The following is a 25,654-nucleotide window of genomic DNA, read 5'->3' on the forward strand; positions in this document are numbered from 1 at the left end:
CCACCAAGCCGGGCTCGCACACCGCTGCTGTGCTGCCGGTGGACGGGGGCGGGCCGCGCAAAACGTCCGCCGCCAGGGCACACTGGCAATTTTCCTCCTGTATGTGTCACTCGCCGTTACCGGCAGGAGGCAATTCAAGGCGACATTACGGCGTCGTCAGTTACATGCGCTGAGGAGAAAAGCAATGAACGGGCCCGATCAAGTGGTAGCAGAGGCCGGCAACGAACCCCTGGCCATGATGTTGGCCGCCTTGAGCGCCCTTCGACGGGGCGATGCGTCGGCCCGGCTGCCGGTGCACTGGAGCGGGGTGCATGGCAAGCTGGCCGAAGTCTTCAACGATGTGGTCGAGCGCAACGCCGAAATGGCCCAGGAGCTCGCTCGTCTGCGCCAGGTGGTCGGCAAGGAAGGCAAGCTCAAGCAGCGTGCCGTGCTGACCGGTGCGCGCGGCTTCTGGGGCGAGTCGATCGACTGCATCAACTCGTTGATCGACGACCTGGTGCACCCCACCAGCGAGGTGGCCCGCGTGATCGGCGCGGTGGCGCAAGGCGACCTCTCCAAGAGCATGGCGCTGGAGGTCGAGGGCCGGGCGCTGGAAGGCGAGTTCCTGCGCACTGCCAAGACCATCAACAAGATGGTGGAGCAGCTCGGCAACTTCTCGGCCGAGGTGACGCGGGTGGCCCGCGAGGTGGGCACCGAAGGCAAGCTGGGCGGCCAGGCCGACGTGCAGGGCGTGGCCGGCACCTGGAAGGACCTGACCGAGTCGGTCAACTTCATGGCCGGCAACCTGACCTCGCAGATGCGCAACATCGCGGAAGTGACGAAGGCGGTGGCGGCAGGCGACCTGTCAAAGAAGATCACGGTCGACGTCAAGGGCGAAATTTCAGAACTGAAGAACACCATCAACACGATGGTGGACCAGCTGCGGTCGTTCGCTGCCGAAGTGACGCGGGTGGCCCGCGAGGTGGGCACCGAAGGCAAGCTGGGCGGGCAGGCCGACGTGCAGGGCGTGGCCGGCACCTGGAAGGACCTGACCGACTCGGTCAACTCGATGGCGTCCAACCTGACTTCGCAGGTGCGCAACATCGCCGACGTGACCAAGGCGGTGGCGGCGGGCGACTTGTCCAAGAAGATCACGGTGGACGTGAAGGGCGAGATCCTGGAGCTGAAGGCCACCATCAACACCATGGTGGACCAGCTGTCCTCCTTCGCCGCCGAGGTGACCCGGGTGGCCCGCGAGGTGGGCACCGAGGGCCGGCTGGGCGGCCAGGCCGAGGTGCGGGGCGTCTCGGGCACCTGGAAGGACTTGACCGACTCGGTCAACTCGATGGCCGGCAACCTGACCTCGCAGGTGCGCAACATTGCCGACGTGACCAAGGCGGTGGCCGCGGGCGACTTGTCCAAGAAGATCACGGTGGATGTGAAGGGCGAGATCCTGGAGCTGAAGGCCACCATCAACACCATGGTGGACCAGCTGCGATCGTTCGCTGCCGAAGTGACGCGGGTGGCCCGCGAGGTGGGCACCGAAGGCAAGCTGGGCGGCCAGGCCGACGTGCAGGGCGTGGCCGGCACCTGGAAGGACCTGACCGAGTCGGTCAACTTCATGGCCGGCAACCTGACCTCGCAGGTGCGCAACATCGCGGAGGTGACCACCGCGGTGGCGGCGGGTGACCTGTCGAAGAAGATCACCGTCGATGTCAAAGGCGAAATTTCAGAACTGAAGAACACCATCAACATCATGGTGGACCAGCTGTCCTCCTTCGCCGCCGAGGTGACGCGGGTGGCCCGCGAGGTGGGCAGCGAAGGCAAGCTGGGTGGCCAGGCCGACGTGCAGGGCGTGGCCGGTACCTGGAAGGACCTGACCGAATCGGTCAACTCGATGGCCGGCAACCTGACTTCGCAGGTGCGCAACATCGCCGACGTGACCAAGGCGGTGGCCGCGGGCGACTTGTCGAAGAAGATCACGGTGGATGTGAAGGGCGAGATCCTGGAGCTGAAGAACACCGTCAACACCATGGTGGACCAGCTGCGGTCCTTCGCTGCCGAGGTGACGCGGGTGGCGCGCGAGGTGGGCACCGAAGGCAAGCTGGGCGGCCAGGCCGACGTGCAGGGCGTGGCCGGCACCTGGAAGGACTTGACCGAGTCGGTCAACTTCATGGCCGGCAACCTCACTTCGCAGGTGCGCAACATCGCCGAAGTGACCACCGCGGTGGCAGCCGGCGACTTGTCCAAGAAGATCACGGTGGACGTGAAGGGCGAGATCCTGGAGCTGAAGAACACCATCAACACGATGGTGGACCAGCTGCGGTCGTTCGCTGCCGAAGTGACGCGGGTGGCCCGCGAGGTGGGCACCGAAGGCAAGCTGGGCGGCCAGGCCGACGTGCAGGGCGTGGCCGGCACCTGGAAGGACCTGACCGACTCGGTCAACTCCATGGGCTCCAACCTGACGGTGCAGCTGCGCGATGTGTCCAAGGTGGCCACCGCCATCGCGATGGGCGACCTGACGCAGAAGATCACGGTGGACGTGCGCGGCGAGATCCTGCAGATCAAGAACGTCATCAACACCATGGTCGACCAGCTCTCGTCCTTCGCGGCCGAGGTGACCCGCGTCGCGCGCGAGGTGGGCACCGAAGGCCGGCTGGGCGGGCAGGCGCAGGTGCGTGGGGTGTCCGGCACCTGGAAGGACTTGACCGACAACGTCAACTTCATGGCCGGCAACCTGACCGGCCAGGTGCGCGGTATCGCCAAGGTGGTGACCGCGGTGGCCAACGGCGACCTGAAGCAGAAGCTGACGGTGGAGGCCAAGGGCGAGATCGCCGCGCTGGCCGAGACCATCAACAGCATGACCGACACGCTGGCCACCTTTGCCGACCAGGTGACCACCGTGGCGCGCGAGGTGGGCGTGGAAGGCAAGCTGGGCGGGCAGGCCAAGGTGCCGGGCGCGGCCGGTACCTGGAAGGGGCTGACCGAGAACGTCAACCAGCTCGCCGCCAACCTGACGACGCAGGTGCGTGCCATCGCCGAGGTGGCGACGGCCGTGACCCAGGGTGACCTGACGCGGTCCATCACGGTGGAGGCGCAGGGCGAGGTGGCCGCGCTGAAGGACACCATCAACGAGATGATCCGCAACCTGAAGGACACCACGCAGAAGAACACGGAGCAGGACTGGCTGAAGACCAACCTGGCCAAGTTCAGCCGCATGCTGCAGGGCCAGAAGGACCTGGTGACGGTGGGCCAGCTGATCCTGTCGGAGCTGGCGCCGGTGGTGCGGGCGCAGCAGGCGGAGTTCTACGTGGTCAGCACCGCCTCGGAGACGCCGCGCCTGAAGCTGTTCGCCAGCTACGCCTCCGGCGGGCAGCAGACGCACGGCAAGGAGATCGAGCTGGGCCAGGGCCTGGTGGGGCAGTGCGCGCTCGACAAGGAGAAGATCCTGCTCACCAACGTGCCGTCGGCCGCCTTCCGGGTGGCCACCGGCCTGAGCGAAAGCGCCGCGATGGACGTGCTGGTGCTGCCGGTGGTGTTCGAAGGCCAGGTGCGCGGGGTGCTGGAGCTGGCCTCGCTGGAGCGCTTCAACCCGGCGCACGAGGCCTTCCTGGACCAGCTGACCGAGAGTATCGGCATCGTCATCAACACCATCGAGGCCAACAGCCGGACCGAGGACCTGCTGAAGCAGTCGCAGTCATTGGCCGAGGAACTGCAGAGCCGCCAGCAGGAGCTGCAGCAGACCAACCAGGAACTGCAGGAGAAGGCCCGCCTGCTGGCCCACCAGAACCAGGAGGTGGAGCGCAAGAACCAGGAAGTGGAGCAGGCCCGGCAGGCGCTGGAGGAAAAGGCCGAGCAGCTGGCGCTGACGTCCAAGTACAAGTCGGAGTTCCTGGCGAACATGTCGCATGAGCTGCGCACGCCGCTCAACAGCCTGCTGATCCTGTCCGACCAGCTGTGCAAGAACGCCGAAGGCAACCTGACGGCCAAGCAGGTGGAGTTCTCCAAGACCATCCATTCCTCCGGCAACGACCTGCTGATGCTCATCAACGACATCCTGGACCTCTCCAAGATCGAGTCCGGCACGGTGGCGGTGGATGTCAGCGAGCTGCGGCTGGACGAGCTGCAGCGCTATGTGGAGCGCAGCTTCCGGCACTTTGCCGAGTCCAAGCAGCTGGACTTCCAGATCCGGGTGGACACGCCCCTGCCCAAGAGCATCGTCACCGATGTGAAGCGCCTGCAGCAGATCATCAAGAACCTGCTGTCCAACGCCTTCAAGTTCACGCATGAGGGGCAGGTGAACTTCACGCTGCGCTCGGTCCACGACGGCTGGTCGCCGGACAACGAGGAACTCAACCGCGCCGCCCAGGTCGTCGCTTTCGAGGTGGCGGACACCGGCATCGGCATTTCGCCTGACAAGCAGCAGATCATCTTCGAGGCATTCCAGCAGGCCGACGGCAGCACCAGCCGCAAGTACGGCGGCACCGGCCTCGGCCTGGCCATCAGCCGCGAGCTGTCGCGGCTGCTGGGCGGCGAGATCCGCCTGGTCAGCGCGCCGGGCAAGGGCAGCGTGTTCACGCTGTTCCTGCCGCAGGCGATGAACGGGCAGCGCAGCGGCCGCAGCGCCCGCCCACCTGCACTGGAGGCACCGCGCCGCCCCGCGCCGGCGCCCGAGCTGGCCGCCAGCCGGGCCGCGCTGCTCGCGCCGGGCGCCTCGCAGGACGAGGGCGAGGACAGCGTCGGCGCGCCCAACCTGGCCGGCGACGACCGCGACGAGATCCAGGCCGGCGACCGCGTGCTGCTGATCGTCGAGAACGACCTGGGCTTTGCCCGGGTGCTGCTGGAGTCGGCACACGAGCACGGCTTCAAGGGGCTGGTGAGCCCCACCGGCGCGCAGGCGCTGTCGATGACGGTGGAATACCAGCCGGCTGCCATCACGCTCGACATCCACCTGCCCGACATGCAGGGCTGGCGCATCCTCGACCGGCTGAAGGCCGACTTTGCCACCCGCCATGTGCCGGTGGCCGTGGTGTCGACCGACGACGCCCGCGAACGCGCCTTCGCCAGCGGTGCGCTGGCCTTCCTGGCCAAGCCGCTGCAGTCCAAGGACCAGGTCGACGAAGCGGTGGCCGACCTGGCCCGCTACGTGAGCCGCCGGCCGCGCCGAGTGGTGCTGGCCATGCCGCCGTCACCGGCCCGGGGACTGCTGCAGGACAGCCTGGCCGGCGAGGCCGAGGTGGTGCTGGCCGAGCAGCCGGACGCCGCCCGCGAAGCGCTGGCCGGGCCGGCGCCGGACCTGCTGGTGGTGGACGCGGCGCTGCCCGGGGTGGAGCCTGGCGCCCTGCTGGCGGAGATCGACGCCTTCCCGCCCGGCCGGCCGGTGCCGGTGCTGCTGTATGGCGACACGGCCGAGGACGGCGAATCGGCCTGGCGCAGGCTGCACCGGCCGGTGCCGCTGCGCTGGGCGGACAGCAGCGCCGAGCTGCTGGACCAGGCGGCCTTCCTGCTGCACCGCAGCGTCGCGTCGCTGCCCAATGCCGAGCGCTCGGCGCTGGAGCAGCTGCAGGCGGAGGTGCGCAACCTCGCCGGCCGCAAGGCCCTGATCGTCGACGATGACATGCGCAACATCTTCGCCCTGGCCACCGTGCTGGACGACCACGGCATGGTCATCGTCTCGGCCGAGAGCGGCCGCGACGCGATCCGGCTGGTGCAGGAGGATGCCGGGATCGACATCGTGCTGATGGACATCATGATGCCGGAGATGGACGGGATCGCCACCATCCAGGAGATCCGCAAGCTGCCCGGCGGGCGCGAGCTGCCCATCGTGGCGGTGACGGCCAAGGCAATGAAGGGCGACCGCGAGAAATGCATCCAGGCCGGTGCCTGGGACTACCTGTCCAAACCTGTCGACACCACTCACCTGTTGTCGGTCCTGCGGAGCTGGCTGTGCCGTTGAATTCCGTTCCCATGCCCTTGCTACCGCTGAATGCCGAGGCGCCCCGGCCGGGCAACATCCTGATCGTCGACGACCTGCCCGACAAGCTGCTGGTGCTGCAGACCGTGCTCGAGGACCTGGGCCAGAACCTGGTCTTCGCGCGCTCCGGCAGCGAGGCGCTGCGCGAAGTGCTGCAGCGCGAGTTCGCGGTCATCCTGCTGGACGTCAACATGCCGGACATCGACGGGCTCGAGACTGCCCGCCTGATCCGCAGCTACAAGCGCTCGGCCCACACCCCCATCATCTTCATCACCGCCTATGCGGACGAGATGCAGACCGCGCGCGGCTATTCGCTGGGCGCGGTGGACTACATCCTGTCGCCGGTGGTGCCGGAGGTGCTGCGCAGCAAGGTGAAGGTCTTCGTCGACCTGTATGCCATGCAGCAGCGGGTGCGCCGGCAGGCCGAGGAGCGGGTCGCCCTGGCGGCGGAGCAGGCGGCACGCCGGGTGGCTGAGGACAACCTGCGCCGCTCGGCGTTCCTGGCCCAGGCCAGCCGCGTGCTGGGCGGCTCGCTCGACACGGTGGTGGCCTCGCGCGAGCTGATGCGCCTGGTGGTGCCGGAGCTGGGCAGCCTGGCGGCGCTGCGCCTGCTGCAGGGCCCGCCCGGTGCACCGGCCTGCCTGGTGCACCATGCGGACGTGGACCAGGGCCCCTCCGAGCGCAGCTGGGCCAGCCTGCCCGAGTCGGCCCGGCTGCTGCTGGACCAGGCCCTGCAGACCGAGCGTCGCATCGACCTGCCGCGCTTTGCCTGGCCGCAGCCTGGCGGCGCGGACGCGGTGCTGGCAGCCGCGGCAGTGCCGCTGATGGTCGGCCGCAAGGCCATCGGTGCCTTGCTGGTGGCCGCACCGGCCGGTGGCGCCGAGCCGGCGGGGCCCGGCTTCGCCCCGCTGGAGGAGCTGGCCGGGCGGGCCGCCATCGCGCTGGAGAACGCCCGGCTGTACCGCAGCCTGGAGACCGAGATCGTCGAGCGCCGCCAGGCCGAAGCCGAGCTGCAGGAAGTCAATCGCCGCAAGGACGAATTCCTCGCGATGCTCTCGCACGAGCTGCGCAATCCGCTGGCGCCGATCCGCAATGCCATCGAGGTGATCCGCCGGGTGGCGCCGCCCGACCCGAAGATCGGCTGGGCCGGCGACGTGATGGATCGGCAGGTGAAGCACCTCACCCGCCTGGTGGAAGAGCTGCTGGACGTGGCCCGCATCAACCAGGGCAAGATCGTGCTGCACCGTCAGGCGGTGGAGCTGAGCGCGGTGATCGCCCATGCGGTGGAGACGGTGCGGCCAATGATCGAGGCCCGTCACCACACGCTGGAGCAACAGCTGCCCGAGCAACCGGCCTGGCTGCAGGCCGACTTCAGCCGGCTCTCGCAGATCGTGGCCAACCTGCTGAACAACGCCGCGAAGTACACCGAGGACGGTGGCCGCATCGAGCTGAGTGCGCGCATCGAGGCCGGCCAGGCGGTGATCTCGGTGCGGGACAACGGCATCGGCATCGAGCCGTCCTTGCTGCCCCGGGTGTTCGACCTCTTCCAGCAGGGCGAGCAGTCGCTCGACCGCAGCCAGGGGGGCCTGGGCGTGGGCCTCACGCTGGTGCAGCGCCTGGTGGAGCTGCACCAGGGCCGTGTCGAGGCGCGCAGTGCGGGACGGGGCCTGGGGGCGGAGTTCCGGGTGCACCTGCCGTGCCTCAGCGTGGTCGAGCGCGAGCCCGGCAAGCCGGCGCCCGCGCCGAAGGGCCCGGCCCCCGGGGTGCGGGTGCTGATCGTCGACGACAACCAGGACGCGGCCGACAGCGTGGCGGCCGTGCTGGCCCTTGAAGGCCATGAAGTGAAGACGGTCGGCGACGGCCTGCAGGCGCTGGCCAGCGCACCGGTGTACCAGCCGCAGGTGGTGCTGCTGGACATCGGCCTGCCCGGGCTGGACGGTTATGCGGTGGCGCGCCGCCTGCGCGAGCAGCCGGCCACCCAGGGGTCCCTGTTGATTGCGTTGACGGGCTACGGCCAGCAGGAAGACCGCCAGGCGGCCGCCGAGGCGGGCTTCGATGCCCACCTGGTGAAGCCGGCCAGCCCGGCCGACATCCTGGAGCTCATCGCCGGCTGGCGCACGGGCAGCGGCCGCCAGCCGGCCCAGCGCAGCGAGGGCGGCGGGACCGGCTGAACCGGCCCCCCTGCATCTCGGGCACCCAGGGCCTCCGCGCCCTCTCAGGTGGCCGCGGCGGCTGCCTCTTCGGAGGCGGCCGCTCGCACGGCGGCCGGGTCGGCTCCCAGGGCCTTCAAGGTGCGTACCGCGACACCGTGCTTCATCGAGGCGATGACTGCCAATACGTGGGCGCCCAACAGGGGCGAGCCCGGTGCGCGACCCTCATGGCGGGCCAGCGCCTGCACCACGGCCTGTCCGGAGCCGCTTGCCTTGTAGAGCCCGTGGCCGCCCGGGTGCCCGGCTTCGGCCGGCGCCAGCTCGAAGGCGTCGGCGTTCACGCCGACATGGCGCAGCGCGTCCTGGTACTGCTGGGCCAGGGCCTGGGCCAGCCGTTCGGGCGGCAGCTGCAGCCGCTGCAAGGTGCGCCGCGCCGTTCCGTCCGGCAGGTCGAGGGCCGCCAGCAGGAAGTGCTCCGCACCCGGCTCGGCCTGGCCATGCTGGCGGGCGTGGCGTTCGGCACCCTCGCACAGCGTTCTGATCGTCTTCATGTCGCGCCACTTGCGGCGCAGGCCTGCCCACATACAGCCTCCTGGTTCGGTGTTGTCATCGTTGCACCCACGGCGCGAGGCGCTTGTGAGCGGCCTGCTTCGTCACTCCCAGTGCCTCGGCAATGTCGGCCCAGGACCAGCCTTGCTGCAAGGCGTGCGCCACGGCCTGTTGTTCGAGCCGGTCCGCCATCAGGCGCAGGGCCAGCACGGCTGCCAGCGCCTGTCCTGGATCGCGAGGGGAGGGAAGGTCTTTCGCGTCGAACATGCGTCAACTCTAGTTGACGCATGTCCAGCCGTCAACCATTGTTGACGGAAGGGGAGTGGCCAACCGCCGGGCGAAGCAGGGCCGGCGGTCGGTGAAGCGCCGTGGCCGGACAGCCCGCCGGCCGCCCCGCCGCACCGAGAGCGCGGCACGGCAAGGGCAGGGGGCTCAGAACCGGTCGACGCGCTTGAAGGTGGGGGGGCCGCCGGCGCCCCAGACGCCAAAGACCGGCTGGCCGGCCGGCACGCCGGTGTTGTCGCGGATCACCATCGGCGAGGTGCCCATCTCGCGGTAGTCGCCGTAGCCGCCGTATTCCTTCAGCGTGATGCGCAACGGCAGCTGGCCCATCTCGTTCTTCTCGACCACCGAATGGCCGACCAGCAGCCCCACCCGGGTCTGCGTGCCGTGGCCGCAGAACACCTCGCGCACGGCCGGCTGGCCGTCGGGGCCGGTGTAGGTTTCGGGTACCGTCTTTGCGCTCACGCCACCGACGTGCGTGACGCTGATGGACGTGCGGCTCTTGAAGTCGGCGGCGCCGCCCTCGTCGATGATCTGGTTGCCGCTGATCCGGAAGCCCAGGCCGGTGCCCCACAAACCGATGGCGGTGGTGTTCTTGCCCGAGTACGCCTTGCTGTAGATGAGGTTGTCCTCGATGCGGATGTTGGCCGCCACCGCGCCGATCGAGACCTTGTGGTTGTTGGCGATCAGCGTGAAGTCCTCCTGCGTCAGCTCGCCCAGCCGCAGCCCTTTGGCGCCGGCCTTCAACACCAGGTTGTCGGCGTGGCGCGGGCTGCGCAGCCAGAAGGCCATCAGGCGGCCGTTGTCGTGCAGGGTGCACTTCCAGATCTGGGCGTACTTGCCGGTCAGCGGGCCGGAGTTCCAGACCACGAAGTAGTCCTGGTAGAGCTTCTCGCTGAAGGGCAGGGCGTCCTTCGGCAGGTTGGGGTTGACCGGCACCAGCACCGCGGGCCGCTCGGGCGTGCCGGTCTTGCCGTATTCGCTGCCGCCGACGCGGGCCAGGTCGAACACATCCACCACCGGATGCCACAGGCCGCCCTCGGCGTGGGCGTCGTAGCTGATGGACTCCTCGACGATGTTGCGCAAGGTGTTGCCCTGGATCAGGTTGTCCAGGTGCGACTGGTTCGGCGCATGCGAGTTCTGCCCGGTGGTGGATTGGGGCAGGCCCATCACGACGGCGGTGATGCCGATGAAGCCACCGTCGATGTAGTTCGAGACGAACTGGTTGTTCCAGCCGCCCTCGTACCAGATGCAGCGGCCCTTGATCTCGTCGCGCCCGTCCAGGCGGATGCGGTTGTGGCTCAGCACCGAGTCGCGCAGGTCGGCGGCATAGACGCCGTAGGCATAGGGGGCGGGTTGGCCGTTGGCACCGATGCCGCCGATGTCGTTCCACTGGAAATCGACCTTGTTGTACCTGTCCCAGCCCACCGGATGGAGGCGCAGCGCCTGCGACTTCGGGGCCGGGTCGGTGAAGCGGTTGAACTGCAGCACGAGGCCGTTGACCCAGCCGGCATAGACCTGGTCCGGCGAGCGCTGGCGGAACCAGCAGTTGTAGAGGCGCATGGCCCGGTCGAGCTTGAGCCTGCCCTTGCCGGTGAAGGCGTGCCGGCCCTCGGTGAAGAGGGTCAGCGGGCCTTGGCCGGCGGGCACCAGCGCGGCCGGGTTCCAGTCGTCTTCGAGCCAGGTGTCGCCGGCCGGCAGCAGCACGGTGTAGTGCTTGTCCTGCACGGCGCGCTGAATGGCCTTCACGACATCATCGAGCCGGGCGCTGGCGGCGGTCACGTACTTCTGCGCCTTCAGCCTGGCGAGCTGCTCCTGCCAGCGGGTGTCGCGGGCCGACTGCCAGTCTTCGGCTGTCGCATGGCCGGTGGCCGAGGCGTCGCTGCCGGCGGCAGGCGCGGTGCCGGCATCGCTGGCGGCTTCGCTGCCGGTGTGGCCACCGCCGCCGCAGGCGGCAAGCAGGGCGCAGGAGGCGGTGCCAAGCAGCAGGTGGCGTCGGGACATCGGGCTCGGGTGCTGCTCGACCGCTTCACCGGCGGCCGGGGAAGTGGGATGTTGCGGATGCATGCGGACTCCTGAGTGTTGTGATGGGGCTGAGCGTGGGCGGACCTGCCGATCAGCCCACGCCTGCCGTCCTGTGAGAGGGCGCGACGCGGGCAGCGGCAGCCGCGCTAGAAGCTATCCGCAATGGCGCCGTGTGGGAGCCGTCCAAAGAGGGGGCCCGCTGTATCAGGCGTAAGTAGCGGCAAGACGCCGGCAGGGCGCAGGCGGAGTGCGGCGGGGCAACCGGCTGGCTGCTTCAGCCTTTGCGGCGGCCGCGCAGGTTCTTGTCGACGATGGCGCCGAGGATCAGGGCAAAGCTCAGCAGGCGCACCAGATAGGCCAGTGGCGCTTCCTCGTGGGGCGGCAAGGCCAGTCCCAGCGCGACGCGGTTCAGTGCGTCGAGCAGGAAGGCCAGCGCGAACAGCAGGAAAAAGCGGTCGCGCGTGCGGCGCCAGAAGCGCAGGAAAAACAGCGAGGCCACCACCGAGGCCATGGCGATCGCACCCATCAGCAAGGCATTGACCATGGGCTCACTCCGAATCGAGGATCAGGCCGTACAGCAGGACCAGCATGGCCAGCAGTGCGAGCAAGGAGCGCGGCACGCTCAGGTCGACGCTGGGCACCAGCAGCTTGTCCACCACCAGCAGCAGGTTGTTGAGTGCCAGGCCCACGAAGCACAGGCCGCTCCACAGCAGCAGGCGATAGCGGCCCTTGGCCCAGGCCTGCAGCAGCAGCACCGCGCACAGCACCGCGGTGAGCGCGCACAGGAAGTAGATCGTGCTGGCCATCATGTCCTGTCGCCTTTTTTCCTGAGCTTGAAGGCATCCGCGAATTCCTGGATGCGATTGTCGCGCTTGGCATGGATCAGGTTCGTGACGGGAATCAGGTGGCTGGCATACAGCCGCGCGAGTTCGTCCGCCTGTCTTGCCAGCGCTTCGGAGGCCGGGCCCCACCCATAGCCCTTGCCACGCCGCTGTGCCAGCCCCTGGCTGACCAGCCGCTCCAGCACGCGGGCCGCTTCGGCGGGCGCGATGTAGAGACGCCCGGCCACCTGGTCAGCCGTCCACGTCGCATCGGGTTCGCGCCACAGCATCGACCAGGCCTCCATGTGCGCGATGGAGTCCACCTGCGTCAGGATGAAGTGGCGGATGCCGGCCGGGATCGGTTCTGGGTTCACGGGGACGGGCACTGGGAGGCGGGCAGCGAAAGCGGTCGTCGCCACGGAGGGCGAGCCAAAAACGCAGAGGCCGCTTTATACCCTGCCCGGCCGGCCCTGTGGCAAGCCCGCAGCCCCAGGGCGTGCCGGCGGCCGCCGGGGGGGCTCAGGCGGCAGCACCGCGCGCCAGCAGCTCGGCGTAGCGTGGCACATCCATGTTGGAGCCGCACACGATCAGGCCCACCCGGCGGCCGTCCAGCCGCTGCCGCAGCGGCCCGAGCAGGGCGGCGGTGGCGGTCGCCGCGGCCGGCTCGGTCACCAGCTTCATGTCGCGGAACAGGTGGTGCATGGCCTGGCACAGCTCGTCGTCGGAGACCCGCACGATCTCATCAACGAAACGCCGGCAGACGCCGAAGCTGTAGGGCAGCGCATAGGGCGCGCCCAGGCTGTCGGCCACGGTGTCCACCGTCGCCAGCGACTGCGGCGTGCCCGCCTGGAAGCTGCGGTACATCGCATCGGCGCCGAAGGGTTCGACACCGAACACCTGGCACTGCGGCCGCAGCTGCTTGACCGCCGCGGCAATGCCGCCGCACAGGCCGCCGCCGCCCACCGGCACCACCACCGCATCCAGCTCGGGCAGCTGCTGCATCACCTCCAGCCCCAGGGTGCCGGTGCCTTGCGCGGTGAGCGGGCCGTCGAAGGGGTGCATCATCGTGCGCCCCTCTTCGAGGACCAGGGCCTGGGCCCGGGCAAAGGCGTCGTGCACGCTGTCGGCCAGCACCACTTCGGCGCCCTGCGCCCGGCAGGCCGCGATGCGGGCCGGGCTGGCGTGCCGGGGCATCGCGACCTTGGCGGAGGTGCCGGCCACGCGGGCCGCATAGGCCACCGCCATCGCGTGGTTGCCGGCGCTGGCGGCGACCACGCCGCGCTGCAGGGCCGCGGCGTCGAGGGTGGCGATGGTGTTGAGCGCGCCGCGCAGCTTGAAGGTGCCGGTGCGCTGGAACAGCTCCAGCTTCAGCCACACCTCGGTGGACGGCTGCAGTGCTTCAGCGACGATGCCGGTCTGCCAGCGCCAGACCGGGGTTTCCAGCACCTGCCCGGCCAGGCGGGCCGCGGCGGCGCGGATGTCCTGCAGGGTCGGGTACTCGGCAAGCGGGTGGGCGGTGGTGGGCGTGAGGACGGCGGTCATCTGGAATCTCTCCATTCGAATCTGGATGCGGTGGGCGTGCGGGTTGGCACGGCGAGGCGGCGGGACCGCCGAGCACCGGCCGCAGCCGCAGCTCAGCGATCCGGTCGAATTCGAAGGAGCGCGCGCCGCGCGGGCGCCAAGGCCGTGGCGCCGCTTGTATGCGAGCTTGCGCCAGCGGCATGGGCCGTGGGCAGGCAGCAGGTGCGGCGTGGGCGGGGGAGGGAGGACATCACGCGCCGCATCATGGCACAGCGGGCTCGACGATGCAGCCGGCATTCGGGGTGGGCCGCTCGGTGGGCCTGGCACCGGTGGCGGCCGCCGCCGACCCCATGCCGAGGAGCGGCGGCAGGCCGGCCACCAGCGTGTCGATGGCCACCCGGGTCTTGGCGGCCAGGTAGCGGCTTTGCGGCCAGACCGCCTGGATCTCCACCGGCGCAACCCGCTCGCTGCTGAACACCAGCTCCAGCGCACCGCTGCGCAGGTGGGGCGCGGTGAGCCAGCAGGGCAGCCAGGCCAGGCCCACGCCGGCCAGTGCCGCGTCGGCAATGGCCTGCAGGTCGTCCAGCCGCACGCGGCCCTGCACCCGCACCTCGCGCAGCTGCCCGTCGTCGTGCTGCAAGCGCCAGGGTTTGTCGCCGTCGTGGCGGTGGTAGAGGATGCCGGTGTGGTGCGCCAGGTCGTCGAAGCTGGCAGGCCGCCCGTGGCGCGCCAGGTAGGACGGGGCGGCGCAGATGCCCATGCGCTGCATGCCGAGCGCCCGGGCGGCCAGGCTGCTGCTGTCGGGCAGCGGGCCGACCCGCACCGCCAGGTCGTAGCCGTCCTCCACCAGGTCGGCCACCCGGTCGCTGAAGCACATCTCGATGTCCAGCCGGGGATGGCGGGTCACCAGCGGCAGCAGCAAGGGCGCGACGCATTGCCGGCCGAGCACCACCGGCGCGCTGACGCGCAGGCGGCCGCTCGGCTCCCGGCGGCCGGAATCGAGCTCGGCCTCGGCGGCCTCCAGCTCTGCCAGCGCGCGTACGCAGCGCTCGAAGAAGGCCTGGCCGTCTTCCGTCAGGCTCTGCGAGCGGGTGGTGCGGTGGAACAGCCGCGTGCCCAGGCGCTGCTCCAGCCGGGCGACCGCCTTGGCCACCGCGGATCGGGTCAGGCGCAGCCGCTCGGCCGCCAGCGAGAAGCTGCCGGCCTCGACGGCCTGCACGAAGACGTCGATGCCGGTGAGTCGGTCGTTCATGCGCGGATGATATGCAGAAGATTGTTGCCTTGTGGGAAACACAGTGCCGAGATGAATGATCCACTGTCGCCCATGGGGCAACCATAGAGTGTCCTCCTGTCAGCAACCTGCGGCGTTTCCCTTGCCGCTTCCCAGGAGGACATCGACATGAAGGCATACCGCATCGTTCCCGGCCAGGACATCGCCGGGCTGGAGCGCGTGGACATCGAGGCGCGGCCGCTCGGCCCGCGCGAGGTGCGCGTGCGAATGCGCGCCGTCTCGCTCAACTTCCGCGACCTGATGCTGGTGCGCGGCTGGTATCCCAGCGGCAGCAATGCACGGCCGGTGCCGACCTCCGACGGTGCCGGCGAGGTGCTCGAGGTGGGCGCCGCGGTGCGCCGCTTCCGCCCCGGCGACCGGGTGGTGACGACCTTCTTCCAGGGCTGGCGCAGCGGCGAGCGGCCCGCGGGCGTGAGCCAGATCGCGCTGGGCGCCCATCTGGACGGCGTGCTGGCCGAGCAGGTGGTGCTCGACGAGGACGGCTTGCTGGCCCAGCCCGCCACGCTGGACTTCCAGCAGGCCGCCACCGTGCCGGTGGCCGGCGTGACGGCCTGGACCGCCTTGTTCCACCATGGCGCTGCCCGGCCGGGCGACACGGTGCTGCTGCTGGGTACCGGCGGGGTGTCGGTGTGGGCCCTGCAGCTGGCCAAGGCGGCGGGGCTGCGGGTGGTGCTCACCTCGTCCAGCGATGCGAAGCTGGCGCGGGCACGCAGCCTGGGGGCCGACGAGCTGATCAACTACCGCGACACGCCGCAATGGCAGGACGAGGTGCTGCGCCGCACCGGCGGGCGCGGCGTCGACCTGGTGCTGGAGGTGGGCGGCGCCGGGACGCTGGACCGCTCGGTGGCTGCCACGCGGGACGGCGGCCGGGTGGCGCTGATCGGTGTGCTGGCGGGCCTCGGGCAGGGTTTCGACCCGATGCCGCTGCTGCTCGGTGGCAAGCGGCTGGAGGGGGTGCTGGTGGGCAGCGCCGAGCACCAGTCGGAACTGCAGCGCTTCGTGGAGCAGCGCGGCATCGAGCCGGTGATCGACCGGGAGTTCGGCTTCCACGAGGTACCGCAGGCCTTTGCCTACCTGGCGTCGGGCGGGCATTTCGGCAAGGTGGTGGTGCGGCTGGATTGAGGCCGGTGCCGCAGGCCGGCCCGCCATGGGCAAGCCGCTGCATGCCGGGCGGCCTGCCAATGGCCGCACTGTTCCGACGACGAGTGGGGCACGGACTGCCGGGGTGGTGTGGTCCGGCGTGCGCGGGTACCGTCAGCGGTCGCGCCGCGGGGCATGTCCCGCGGCGCCGCCTGCCAACCGTCGGCGCGGCTCCCCCGGCAGGGCGTGCACTGCACCGCTTGCACCGGCGGTGTGGTCCGGCGCGCGAATGCGCTCAGCGCGTCGCGCCGCTGGCTTTGGAAACGTAGCGGGCGAGGGCCTCGATCTGCTCGTCCGTGAGGCTGGCGCGGTAGGAGGGCATGTTGCCAAGGCCGTTGCGCAGCGCCGTGGCGACGCGCCGCTCATCGGGCTTCAGCTCGTCCAGCACCGGGCCCACCGCGCCTTCGGCATCGGCGTCCTTCAGCGTGTGGCACAGCTTGCAGGCCGGCACGGCGGCCTCGGTGAAGAGCTTGCGGCCCAGCGCGAGCCGGGCCGCGTCGTCGTCGGCGGCGCGCGCTGCGGGCAGCAGCGCGGCCCCGGCCATCAGCCACAGGCTGGCTCGCAGGCGCCGGCGCAGCGTGGCAAGGGTCGGCTCGCGCACCATGCTCAGGCCACCGTCACCTGCACCGCGTGGTCGCGCCAGCTGGTGTTGTTGTAGCCGCCGACGTTCTCCACCCGCGCCTCGGGCTGCACATTGCCGGCGGCGTCGGTCGCGCGGCTCGCCAGCAGGTGGGTGCCCGCCGGCAGCTCGGCCGTCAGCGCGAACTGGCGCCAGGCGAACTTGCCCAGGTCGGGTCCAACAAAGCGGGCCTCGCGCCAGGTCTTGCCGCCGTCGGTCGAGACCTCGACCCGCTTGACCGCCTCGGTGCCGCCGAAGGCCACGCCGTGGATCTGCACCATGCCGGCCGTGAGCGGCGCGCCGTCGGCATGGGGCGAATTGATCCAGGACTTCACGCTCATCTCGAGCACCGAGGGCTGGCTGGGGTCGGCCTTGGCGCCCGGCGGGGTGACCCGGTAGCCGTGCGACATGATCTTGGCCTGGCTCTCGCTGGCGGTGAAGGCCAGCCGCTTGACGTACTTGATGTTGTTGACGCCCTGGTAGCCCGGCACGATCAGCCGCAGCGGCCCGCCATGCGCCAGCGGGATGGGTGCGCCGTTCATCTCCCAGGCCAGCAGCGCGTCTTCCAGGGCCTTCAGCGGCACCGAGCGCTCCACCACGATGCTCTTTGGATCGATGCCTTCCGGCAGCTTCTCGCCGCCGGTGCCGGTGATGTAGGCCATGCCGTCGGCCACACCGCCCAGCGCCTCGGCCACCCGGCGCAGTGGCACGCCGCTCCACATGACGCAGCCCGCCGCACCGACCGTCCATGGCGTGCCGCTCGGCTTGCTCGGGAAAAAGCCGCGGCCGTTGCCCGAGCACTGCAGCACGGTGGCCACCGTCTCCAGGCCCAGGCTCTTGAGCTGGCCCAGCGTCAGATCGCGCGGGTGCTGCACGCCCTCGATGGTGAGCACCCAGGCATCGCGGTCGGCCAGCACCGCGGCATCGGGCGGCGGCAGGTTGTTGCGCACATAGAGCTGCTCGGACGGCGTGATGACACTGCTGCCGAAGGCACTGCGCCGCGTCTCCAGCGTGTTGGAGCTGTGGACGATCAGGCTGCTGTCGGACTTCCAGGCGGCGTAGGCGGGCAGCGGCTTTGCCGCCGCCTGGGTCTGGGCTGCGGCGGCCTGGCTCCAGGTGCCGAGGCCGGCGGCTGCCAGCGCGCCGGCCGTGCCGGCCAGCAGGTGCCGGCGCGGCAGCGAGGGGAGGGTGTCTTGCATGGTGTTCTCCTGGGTTCAGGCGGGTCTTCTGATGGACCGGGGACACGGCGCTGCAGGGCCTCATCCTGCCCCTGCATGCCGCGGCTGCCATGAAGGCAGCGCGGGGCATCATAGTCCGCTGGTGTGGCGTGGCACCCGGTCAAACCCTGCAAGCCGCGGCACTCGGCGCAGGCCGTGAAATAGTGCGCAGGCCGGCGTTCTCCCGGCCGGCGGCGCGGGGCGCCGGGCCGCCCTGCGCAACGGCGCCCGCGCCGCTTGGCGACAATGGCGGCCATGAGCCCGCTTGTTCCCGGCGAGGGCAGCCCCCTGCTGTTCCACATCGCCTTCTATCGTTTCGTCCCGCTGCCCGACCCCGATGGCTGCGCCCTGCGCCTGCGCGAACTGGCCCGGTCGCTGCTGGGCAGCGTGCTGGTCGCGGCCGAGGGCGTCAACGGCGTGCTGGCCGGCACCGCGGCGGCGCTGGACACCTTCGAGCGCGAACTGCTGGGCGACGCCCTGCTCGGTCCCTTGCTGGCCGGCATGGCGTTCAAGCGCAGCGCCTGCCGCACGCCGCCTTTCGGGCGGCTGAAGGTGCACCGCAAGGCGGCCATCGTCAGCGTCGGCGTGCCGGACCTGCCGCAGCGTGGCACGGTGGTGTCGCCGGCGGAATGGCGCGGGCTGCTGGGCCGCGACGATGTGGTGGTGCTCGACAACCGCAACAGCTTCGAGTTCCGCCTGGGGCGCTTCCGGCAGGCGGTCGATCCGCAGGTGAGCCATTTCCGCGACTTCCCGCGCTTTGTCGAGGCGCATGCAGCGGAATGGAAGCGCAACGGCAAGCGGGTGGCGATGTACTGCACCGGCGGCATCCGCTGCGAGAAGACCAGCGGCTGGATGCAGCAGGAGCTGGGCCTGCAGGTGCTGGAGCTGGAGGGCGGCATCCTGCACTACTTCCAGGCGATGCCCGATGCCTGGCGCGACTGGGAGGGCGAGTGCTTCGTGTTCGACAACCGCATTGCGCTCGACACCCGGCTGCAGGAGACCGCGACGACGGCCGAGCAGGTCTATGCCGACCAGCCGGACGGCGCCTGGCGGCTGCAGCGTGCCCGCCGCCTCGACGCGGCCCAGCCCTGATGGCGCGCCCCCGTCCCGCCGCGCCGCTGCCGACGCGCGACGGCGTCAGCCCGAGCTGTGTCGCGCTGCCTTGCGGCCCCTGGAGCCGCCTGGTCGATTTCCTGGCCGAGCGTCTGCCCGGTGTCAGCCATGCCGCCTGGCTGGCGCGGCTGGCGGCCGGCGAGGTGGTCGACGACCATGGCCGGCCGCTGGCACCCGAGGCGCCCTACCGGCCGCAGACCCGGGTCTGGTACTGGCGCAGCCTGCCGCGCGAGCATGCCGTGCCGTTCCAGGAAACGGTGCTGTTCCAGGACGAGCACCTGGTGGTGGCCGACAAGCCGCACTTCCTGAGCGTGACGCCTTCGGGCCGCTATCTGCAGGAGACGCTGCTGGTGCGGCTGAAGCGGCGGCTGGGCATCGACACGCTGGCGCCGATGCACCGCATCGACCGCGAGACGGCCGGCGTGGTGGCCTTCACGGTGCGGCCGGCCGACCGCAACCGCTACCAGGCCTTGTTCCGCGACCGGCTGGTGTTCAAGACCTACGAGGCCATCGCGCCGTGGCATCCGGGGCTGGTGCTGCCGGCGGTGCGGCGCAGCCGCATCGAGGAAGGCGCGTCCTTCATGACCATGCGCGAGGTGCCGGGCGAGCCGAATGCCGAGACCGCCTTCGAGCTGCTCGAAGTGGGCGAGGGCCGCGCCCGCTATGGCCTGAGCCCGGTCACGGGCCAGCGGCACCAGTTGCGGGTGCAGATGGCGGCGCTGGGCATTCCCATCCTCAACGACCAGATCTACCCGCAGCATCTGCCGGAGCCCGATCCGGAGCTGCCGCCCGACTACAGCCGGCCGCTGCAGTTGCTGGCGCGCTCGCTCGCCTTCCTCGATCCGGTGACCGGCGAGTGGCGCGAGTTCCACAGCCGCCAGCGGCTGCAGCTGGGCTGATCAGCGGCGCCGCCCGGCCTCAGGCCGGCGGCAGGTCGAGCGAGACGGCCGGCACCCGGGCGGGCAGCGGAGCTGCCTCGTCCGGTGCGGTCGACCAGGCCGGCAGATGCGCATTCGCCAGCTGCGAGCGCAGGGCCGACAGCTCGGCCCGTGCCTCGGCCAGCGTGGTGGCCACCCGGTCCGCGCCAGCGGCCGTCAAGGTGCTGCAGGTGCTTGCCGGGTCCAGGTGACGGCCCAGGCAGGCCACCACCAGCCGCGGCTGCAGCGGATGGGTGTGCAGCCGCTTGCACAACAGCTGCGCATAGGCGAGCGCCGAGGCGCTGGCCACGATGATGCAGACCACCGGTGCGGGCCGGGCCTCCAGCTCGGCCGCCACCTCGGAGGCGAGGGCGCCGGGGTCGCAGGTGTCGAGCGCGAAGCCGCCCGGCTCCAGCAGGCGCTGCAGCAGCATGGCGACCGCAGCGGCCGAGGCGTCGCGTACCGGCACCACCAGCAGCGGCATGGCGACCGCCGGCGGGCCTTCGCGTGGCAGCACGCGGGGCGCTTGCGCCGCGTCCAGCTCCAGCGCCAGTTCCTGCACCGTCTCGACGACGAAGGCCACGTCGTCCTCGTCAAGCGCGCCGCGCTCCAGGTCGCGCCGGGCATAGCACAGGGCCGGCATCATCAGGTCGTCGAAGACCGCCGGCAAGCCAAGCTGGCGCACCTGTTCGGCCGCCACTTCGGCCGCCTCGTGCCGGTCGCGGGCCAGCAGGCGCTGGTAGAAGCGCGCGCCGGGCGCCAGCGCCGGCCGGTCGCCCAGCAGCGTGTCGAAGAAGCGCAGGGCCGGCACATAGTGGCCCAGCACCACCAGGCAGACCGTCAGTGGCGTGGCGAGCAGCAGGCCGATGGGGCCCCACAGCCAGGTCCAGAAGGCGACCATCACCAGCGTGGCGGTTTCCGACACGCCGATGCCGCGCCCGTACAGGACCGGCTCCACCACCATGTTGCTGATGGACTCCAGCACCAGGAACAGCATCAGCACCTGCAGCGCCGGCGCCCAGCTGGTATCGACCACCAGGCTCAGCAGCAAGGGGAAGACCGCCGCGATCCAGGGCCCCAGGTAGGGCACGTAGCGCAGCACCGCGGCCAGCAGGCCCCATAGCACCGCATAGGGCACCCCGATCAACGCCAGCCCGGCAGCCACGGCCACCCCGTGGCTGGCGTTGATGGCGAACTGCATCAGCAGGAAGCGGCTGATGCGCTCGGCTGCCTCGTCCAGCATCTTGGTCGTGGCCACCAGCCGGGCCTGGCCCACCAGCGTGATGAGGCGGTCGCGCAGGTCCTCGCGCCGCAACAGCATGAAGATCACCAGCACGAAGGCGAAGCCGACCATCGAGACCGGCTCGATGATGGGGCCGAAGGCCGCCCACAGCCGCCCCACCTGGAAAAGCCCGCCGTCCTCCACCACCCGCACGGTGCGCGGCGTGCCGCCCTCGGGCTCGGGCAGCACCTGGGCCTTCTGCAGCTGGCGCGAGACGCGGGCCATGATGCGCTGCAGGCGGTCGAGCACGCTGTGGTCGTCGCGCCGGAGGTCGCTGATCTTGACGGTGAGGTTGCGCTCATAGCGCGGGAAGTCGTCCACCAGCCGCGTGGCCTGATGTGCCACCGTCCAGCCGATGCCCACCAGCAGGCCGAGCGCCAGCGCCACCGTGGCGAGCACGGCGACCACCCGCGGCACGCCACGCCGTTGCATGGCGGTGATGGGCGGGCTCATCAGGAAGGTGAGCAGCACGGCCAGGGCGATCGGGATGAGCACCCCCTGCAGCCAGTGCAGCAGGCCCAGCACGATGGCGGCACTGCCCAGCACTGCGAAGGCATGCGTCCATCCGGCCGGCGTGCCGAGCGGCAGGCGGCTCATGCCGGGCACCCGGTGGCGGGCAGGAGGTGGCGGGGGCGGGCGGCTGGCGCCATGGGGGGGATGTCGGGCTTCATCGGGCTGCAGCGATGCTACTTCCCGCCGAGCCGAGGGCCGCTTCACGGGGGCCGCTTCGGGCTGTCGGACGCCGCCTACACGCCTCGGCGCCGTGGCCGGGGCGGGCCGACTATAGTGTGGCCCCGCGCGCCAGCGGCCGCGGACAGGATACAGGTGTTGGAACGCCGGCAAAGCCGCCTCTTTCGGTGCGGCCGCCCGGCATCGAGAGGACCAGATGGGTGAAGCAAAACGCAAGGGCCAGCAGCTCAAGGTGATCGAGGACAGCCTGCGTCGGCGCGTGGCGGCGGGCGACTTCGGCGGCGCCGGCCGCACCGAGCACTACTGCCTGGTGCTCGACAAGTCGCCACGCGGCCGCGAGCTGCTGCTTGCGTTGAAGCGGATGCCGGAGTTCGCCGGCCTGCAGCCGGTCTTCGAGGCCGAGCCCTACCGGCTGTGGGAAGCGTCGGCGCTGTTCGAGTACCTGGTGCTGTGTGGCGGCAGCGGCACGCCGCACCAGCGCACGCTGCTGGCGGCGGACACCGCCCGCCTGGTGGGCGAGGTACTGCCTCGTGCGCTGCGGCAGGTGCGCGCCGGCGGCGTGGCGGCCGGGCTGGTGCTCGGGGTGGCGGATGAAGTGGCGAAGGGCCTGGAGGGCGCTGCGGCGCAGCAGGCCTGAACGCCGGGGCGGCCCTTCGGCCGGGGCGCGATGGCCTCACGCCGGCAGGTGCTGATGCGGCGCCAGAGAGCGCCGCGCGGGCAGGCTGAAGCAGGCGGGGCGAAAACGATGCCCCGATACGGCGGGTGCCGGCCCGCAAGGAGCGGCATGGAGCGCCATGCGCTGCCCGTGCAGCCGCGGGGCGCAGCGAACCCGGATCCCGTCACCCGCAGCAGCCGGGACGGCAGCACGAGGGCGTGCCCGCGGCGACCCCGCCGCGGCCCTCCAGCCTCTGGCAGCAGTGCTGCGCGAGCCGGGCGCGCCAATGCGAAAGCAGCCCCGGCCCGCCGTCCAGGGCGGTCCTGCCGACAGAGCCGTCGCCGGCGCGGCCGCGCTCCTGCACGCCGGGATTCTGCACAGGTGGCAGTCACCGCGCCGCGAGCGCCTTCTCCAGCTGCAGCCACCGGATCAGGGGCGCGCCGTCACGGCGCTCGATCGCTGCAACACCAGCTCGAACACCACCCCGTCCGGCTGGTTGCGGGCCGTGATCCTGCCCCCCATCTTGGCCATGTAGGTGCGGGCGACGAACAGGCCCTGGCCGCGTTGCCCCAGGGCCGCCGCGTCCTGCGCGTCGGACACGCCGTACTCGAAGATCTTCTCCAGCATGTCGGCCGGCACCGGCGGCCCCTGGTTGTGGATGAGCACCCGGGCCTCGCTGTCACCCACCTCCAGCCGCATCTGGATGGGCGTGCCCGGCGGCCGGTAGCGGTCGCCGTTGCGCAGCACGTGGGTCACCACGTCTTCCAGCGAGTACTCGTCGGCCCGCACCTGCACCGGCTGGGGCAGGGCATCGAAGACGACCGACTCGATGCCGGTGTAGGGCGCGTTGCCGGCGACATGCGCCAGGAACTCGTTGACGTCGAGCGCCTGCAGCGCCAGCGTGGTCGCGTCAAAGGCCTCGCTCGGCGAGGCATGGCCGTAGAGCACCCGCACCGCCTGCTGCATGCGGCTGATGTAGCGGTGGCTCGGGTCGTCGGGCGTGCCATGCAGCGCCATCAGCGACTGCAGCGGCGACATGATCTCGTGCCCGACCGCCTGCCACATGTCCTTCTCCTGCTCGGCCCGGATCTGCTCCCGCTTCACGTCCTCGTTGACGCGCTGCAGCAGGTCTTGCAGGCCCTGCGCCAGCACGCCCAGCTCGTCGCCACCGCGCAGGTCCGAGAGGTCGATGCGGGCCAGCCCGTCGGCGCCACGCACGCCGGTGGAAACGCTGGCGGCCCGCCGTGTCAGCAGCGTGATGCGGCGGATGATGCGCACCTCGATGGCCAGCCATGTCAGCAGCACCGCCAGCAGCATGGCGCCGACGAACCAGGACACCCGCGTGGCCACCGCCGCCAGGTTGCGATTGACGGTGCGCACGTCGCCGGTGAGTGTCAGCTCGTAGCGGCCCAGCGGCGTTGCAATCACCTCGCGCGAGACGATCGGCGCCTCATAGCCCTCCACCGGCAGTCGGCGGATCAGCCGGTCCATCCAGGGCGAGGCAGGATCGGCCGCGTCGGCGGCGCCGGTCAGCCGGAACAGCTCGGGCGCCGGCGTGCCGGCCGGGCTGCCCAGCCGGCGCACGCTCAAGGTCTCGCCGGGCAGCAGCAGCGGTCGCAGGTCGGCCAGCGAGAAGGGGCGCGCCGCGCCGTCGGCGTTGCTGTCGAACAGGGGGCTGCCGTCGCCGGGCGCCAGCACCTGCAGGCGGGTCACGATCTGGTCGAGGTCGGGCGGCGGCCACACCGGGCGCTTCTGGAACAACGCGTCGCGGAACAGGTCCACCGGCAGCCGCACCGAGAAGAAGGAGCGCCGGCGGCAGTCGGCGGCCGTGTCGCCCGCCTCCAGGCAGCGCCCGTCCTGCCAGAGCCAGCCGCGGAAGTCGCGTACCGAGCGCGTGCCGTGGACGATGGGCGCGTCGGCCGAATAGCCGGTGAGCCGGCCGCGCACGCCGGGGGCGTTGCCGTCGTCCAGCGCCTCGAAGGGCGCGATCCAGCGGAAGGTGCGTCCGCGCATCGCCACCTCGATCGCCACCCGGTGCGAGGTGCTGAAGTCGAGTTCGCCGACCGCGTGCGGCGCCAGCTCGCCGCTGATGAAGCTGCCCACCAGGTAGAGGAAGCCGCCGGCATAGGGGTTGTTGCCTACTGCCACGCACAGGCTGGCCGAGTCCGGGTACTGCACATGGCAGCCGGCCATCTCCACCGCCTGCTGGGCCTTGGCCTTGTCGTCGAAGTCGATGGCCGAGAAGGGCAGCACCAGCGGGCGCAGCGGTGTCACCGCGTGTGCGGCAATGCCGGGGTTGAGCAGCGCGAGCTGGCCGGTGGGGTGGCGCAGGCGGGCGGCGATCTGGGCCTGGTTCTTCAGCAGCCCGTCCTGGTAGTTGCGGTGGCTGCGCTGCTTCTCGTCCTGCAGCACGTTGACGGCCAGCGCCAGCGTGGCGCAGGCCAGCAGCGCGAACGCGCCGCGGAAGAACACCCGCAGCCCGAAGGGCAGGCGCGGGCGCAGGCGCAGCCAGCGCTTCATCGGCGCGCGGCCGCCCAGCGGAAGCCGCGCATCGGCACGTTCTCGATGCCGTCGAAGCCGGGGTCGATCTCGCGGAAGGCGTCGCGGATGGTGCTGACGTGCTTGCGGATGTTGTCGCGGTTGCGGCCGCTCTTCACCACCTGGTAGAGGTCGTCATAGGACACCACCTCGCCGCGGCGCTGGTACAGCGCGGCCAGGATGCGCTGCGCCGTCAGCGGCAGGTTGACGCGCTGGCCGCGCCACAGCGGCGAACCCTGGCGCAGCGGGTCGAGCGACAGCTCGTCGCCGGCCGGTGGGCTGGCCACCCCGCGCGTGGCGGCCTGCTCGCGCGCGGCACGCAGGATTTCGAGGAAGGTGTCGATGAAGTCCGACTCCTCGAAGGTGGTCTTCTGCAGGTAGTCCCACGCGTCCAGCGCCTTCATGATGCTGCGGTAGATCGTGGCCGGCATGGCCGACACCACCAGCACCGGTGTGCCGCGCTGCTTGTTGATGGTGTTGATGATGGCCACGCCGGCATGCCGCTCGCGGCCCAGCTCGATGTCGAGCACCACCACGTCGTAGGCCTCGCGGGCCAGCGCGGCCTCGGCGTCGTCGCGGGTGAACCACTGGTGCACCTCGATGTCGGCGCGGGCCGACTCGATCCATCCCTTCAGTTGATTGCTGGTCGGGACGTCGTCCTCGATCACCGCCACTTTCGCCATCGTCGCTGCTGCCTTCGCGGCTCCCTGCCGCCGGCCGATTATCCCGGCCAGCCTGAGCCGGCGCCGTGAGTGTTTCTTCCGCCGGCCGCCCCACCCCCTCACACGAGGGAGCCAGCGATCCCGCCGCGCAACCGAAGTCGCCCCGCGCCTGCATTGAGCGCTCCGGGGTCGATTCGAACAATGGAGCCCAGAGAGATGCAGCGCCGCT

At 70.8% G+C, this 25,654-nt stretch carries 19 protein-coding genes; 6 read left to right on the forward strand and 13 right to left on the reverse strand.

What is annotated here, in order from left to right:
- Positions 1–184 precede the first annotated feature (184 nt).
- On the forward strand, positions 185–5,935 hold the full coding sequence (locus N7L95_RS01450; protein ID WP_301258046.1) for a HAMP domain-containing protein: 5,751 nt from the start codon (positions 185–187) through the stop codon (positions 5,933–5,935).
- An 11-nt stretch (positions 5,936–5,946) separates the two neighbouring features.
- Positions 5,947–8,124 carry a response regulator gene (locus tag N7L95_RS01455; RefSeq protein WP_301258047.1) on the forward strand — a complete coding sequence of 726 codons (2,178 nt, stop codon included), beginning with the start codon at positions 5,947–5,949 and terminating at the stop codon, positions 8,122–8,124.
- Positions 8,125–8,168: 44 nt separating this feature from the next.
- Here N7L95_RS01455 and N7L95_RS01460 read toward each other — a convergent pair whose 3' ends face one another.
- From N7L95_RS01460 to N7L95_RS01495, 8 genes are all read right to left on the reverse strand, one after another.
- Positions 8,169–8,654, reverse strand: a complete 486-nt coding sequence (locus N7L95_RS01460) for a Clp protease N-terminal domain-containing protein (protein ID WP_301258048.1) — start codon at positions 8,652–8,654, stop codon at positions 8,169–8,171.
- A 55-nt stretch (positions 8,655–8,709) separates the two neighbouring features.
- Positions 8,710–8,919 carry a helix-turn-helix domain-containing protein gene (locus tag N7L95_RS01465; protein ID WP_301258049.1) on the reverse strand — a complete coding sequence of 70 codons (210 nt, stop codon included), beginning with the start codon at positions 8,917–8,919 and terminating at the stop codon, positions 8,710–8,712.
- A gap of 165 nt (positions 8,920–9,084) precedes the next feature.
- Entirely contained in the window at positions 9,085–11,001 is a 1,917-nt protein-coding gene (locus N7L95_RS01470) for a hypothetical protein (protein ID WP_301258050.1), read from the reverse strand.
- Between the two features lie 232 nt (positions 11,002–11,233).
- The gene (locus N7L95_RS01475) at positions 11,234–11,503 is read right to left on the reverse strand and encodes a DUF5985 family protein (protein ID WP_301258051.1); all 270 of its coding nucleotides are present in this window, start codon (positions 11,501–11,503) and stop codon (positions 11,234–11,236) included.
- 4 nt (positions 11,504–11,507) lie between these two features.
- On the reverse strand, positions 11,508–11,768 hold the full coding sequence (locus N7L95_RS01480; RefSeq protein WP_301258052.1) for a DUF5985 family protein: 261 nt from the start codon (positions 11,766–11,768) through the stop codon (positions 11,508–11,510).
- Entirely contained in the window at positions 11,765–12,154 is a 390-nt protein-coding gene (locus N7L95_RS01485; RefSeq protein ID WP_301258053.1) for a hypothetical protein, read from the reverse strand. The genes N7L95_RS01480 and N7L95_RS01485 overlap by 4 nt, the downstream gene beginning before the upstream one ends.
- A 145-nt stretch (positions 12,155–12,299) precedes the next feature.
- Positions 12,300–13,322 carry a threonine ammonia-lyase gene (locus N7L95_RS01490; protein WP_301258054.1) on the reverse strand — a complete coding sequence of 341 codons (1,023 nt, stop codon included), beginning with the start codon at positions 13,320–13,322 and terminating at the stop codon, positions 12,300–12,302.
- Between the two features lie 241 nt (positions 13,323–13,563).
- The gene (locus tag N7L95_RS01495) at positions 13,564–14,553 is read right to left on the reverse strand and encodes a LysR family transcriptional regulator (RefSeq protein ID WP_301258055.1); all 990 of its coding nucleotides are present in this window, start codon (positions 14,551–14,553) and stop codon (positions 13,564–13,566) included.
- Positions 14,554–14,700: 147 nt separating this feature from the next.
- Between N7L95_RS01495 and N7L95_RS01500 the strand changes: the two genes are divergently transcribed.
- Positions 14,701–15,714, forward strand: a complete 1,014-nt coding sequence (locus tag N7L95_RS01500) for a zinc-dependent alcohol dehydrogenase family protein (RefSeq protein ID WP_301258056.1) — start codon at positions 14,701–14,703, stop codon at positions 15,712–15,714.
- 253 nt (positions 15,715–15,967) lie between these two features.
- On the opposite strand, the gene sorU is transcribed toward N7L95_RS01500, so the two are convergent.
- On the reverse strand, positions 15,968–16,336 hold the full coding sequence (gene sorU / locus N7L95_RS01505; RefSeq protein ID WP_435870050.1) for a SorU family sulfite dehydrogenase c-type cytochrome subunit: 369 nt from the start codon (positions 16,334–16,336) through the stop codon (positions 15,968–15,970).
- Positions 16,337–16,338: 2 nt separating this feature from the next.
- Positions 16,339–17,550, reverse strand: a complete 1,212-nt coding sequence (gene sorT, locus N7L95_RS01510; RefSeq protein ID WP_301258057.1) for a SorT family sulfite dehydrogenase catalytic subunit — start codon at positions 17,548–17,550, stop codon at positions 16,339–16,341.
- Positions 17,551–17,823: 273 nt separating this feature from the next.
- Between sorT and trhO the strand changes: the two genes are divergently transcribed.
- Both trhO and N7L95_RS01520 read left to right on the forward strand, forming a co-directional pair.
- On the forward strand, positions 17,824–18,660 hold the full coding sequence (gene trhO, locus N7L95_RS01515; protein WP_301258058.1) for an oxygen-dependent tRNA uridine(34) hydroxylase TrhO: 837 nt from the start codon (positions 17,824–17,826) through the stop codon (positions 18,658–18,660).
- Positions 18,660–19,580 carry a pseudouridine synthase gene (locus tag N7L95_RS01520; RefSeq protein WP_301258059.1) on the forward strand — a complete coding sequence of 307 codons (921 nt, stop codon included), beginning with the start codon at positions 18,660–18,662 and terminating at the stop codon, positions 19,578–19,580. The genes trhO and N7L95_RS01520 overlap by 1 nt, the downstream gene beginning before the upstream one ends.
- Before the next feature lie 19 nt (positions 19,581–19,599).
- Here the strand turns inward: N7L95_RS01520 and N7L95_RS01525 are convergent, their stop codons facing one another.
- The gene (locus tag N7L95_RS01525) at positions 19,600–21,477 is read right to left on the reverse strand and encodes an AI-2E family transporter (RefSeq protein ID WP_301258060.1); all 1,878 of its coding nucleotides are present in this window, start codon (positions 21,475–21,477) and stop codon (positions 19,600–19,602) included.
- A gap of 289 nt (positions 21,478–21,766) precedes the next feature.
- Between N7L95_RS01525 and N7L95_RS01530 the strand changes: the two genes are divergently transcribed.
- Positions 21,767–22,207, forward strand: a complete 441-nt coding sequence (locus N7L95_RS01530; protein ID WP_301258061.1) for a hypothetical protein — start codon at positions 21,767–21,769, stop codon at positions 22,205–22,207.
- 447 nt (positions 22,208–22,654) lie between these two features.
- Here the strand turns inward: N7L95_RS01530 and N7L95_RS01535 are convergent, their stop codons facing one another.
- Complete coding sequence (locus N7L95_RS01535) at positions 22,655–24,745, reverse strand: HAMP domain-containing sensor histidine kinase (RefSeq protein ID WP_301258062.1); 2,091 nt, start codon at positions 24,743–24,745, stop codon at positions 22,655–22,657.
- A complete protein-coding gene (locus N7L95_RS01540; protein ID WP_301258063.1) occupies positions 24,742–25,446 on the reverse strand; it encodes a response regulator transcription factor in 705 nt (234 codons plus the stop codon). The genes N7L95_RS01535 and N7L95_RS01540 overlap by 4 nt, the downstream gene beginning before the upstream one ends.
- Between the last annotated feature and the right edge of the window lie 208 nt (positions 25,447–25,654).

This window comes from Eleftheria terrae, assembly GCF_030419005.1.
GTDB lineage: Bacteria > Pseudomonadota > Gammaproteobacteria > Burkholderiales > Burkholderiaceae_C > Caldimonas > Caldimonas terrae.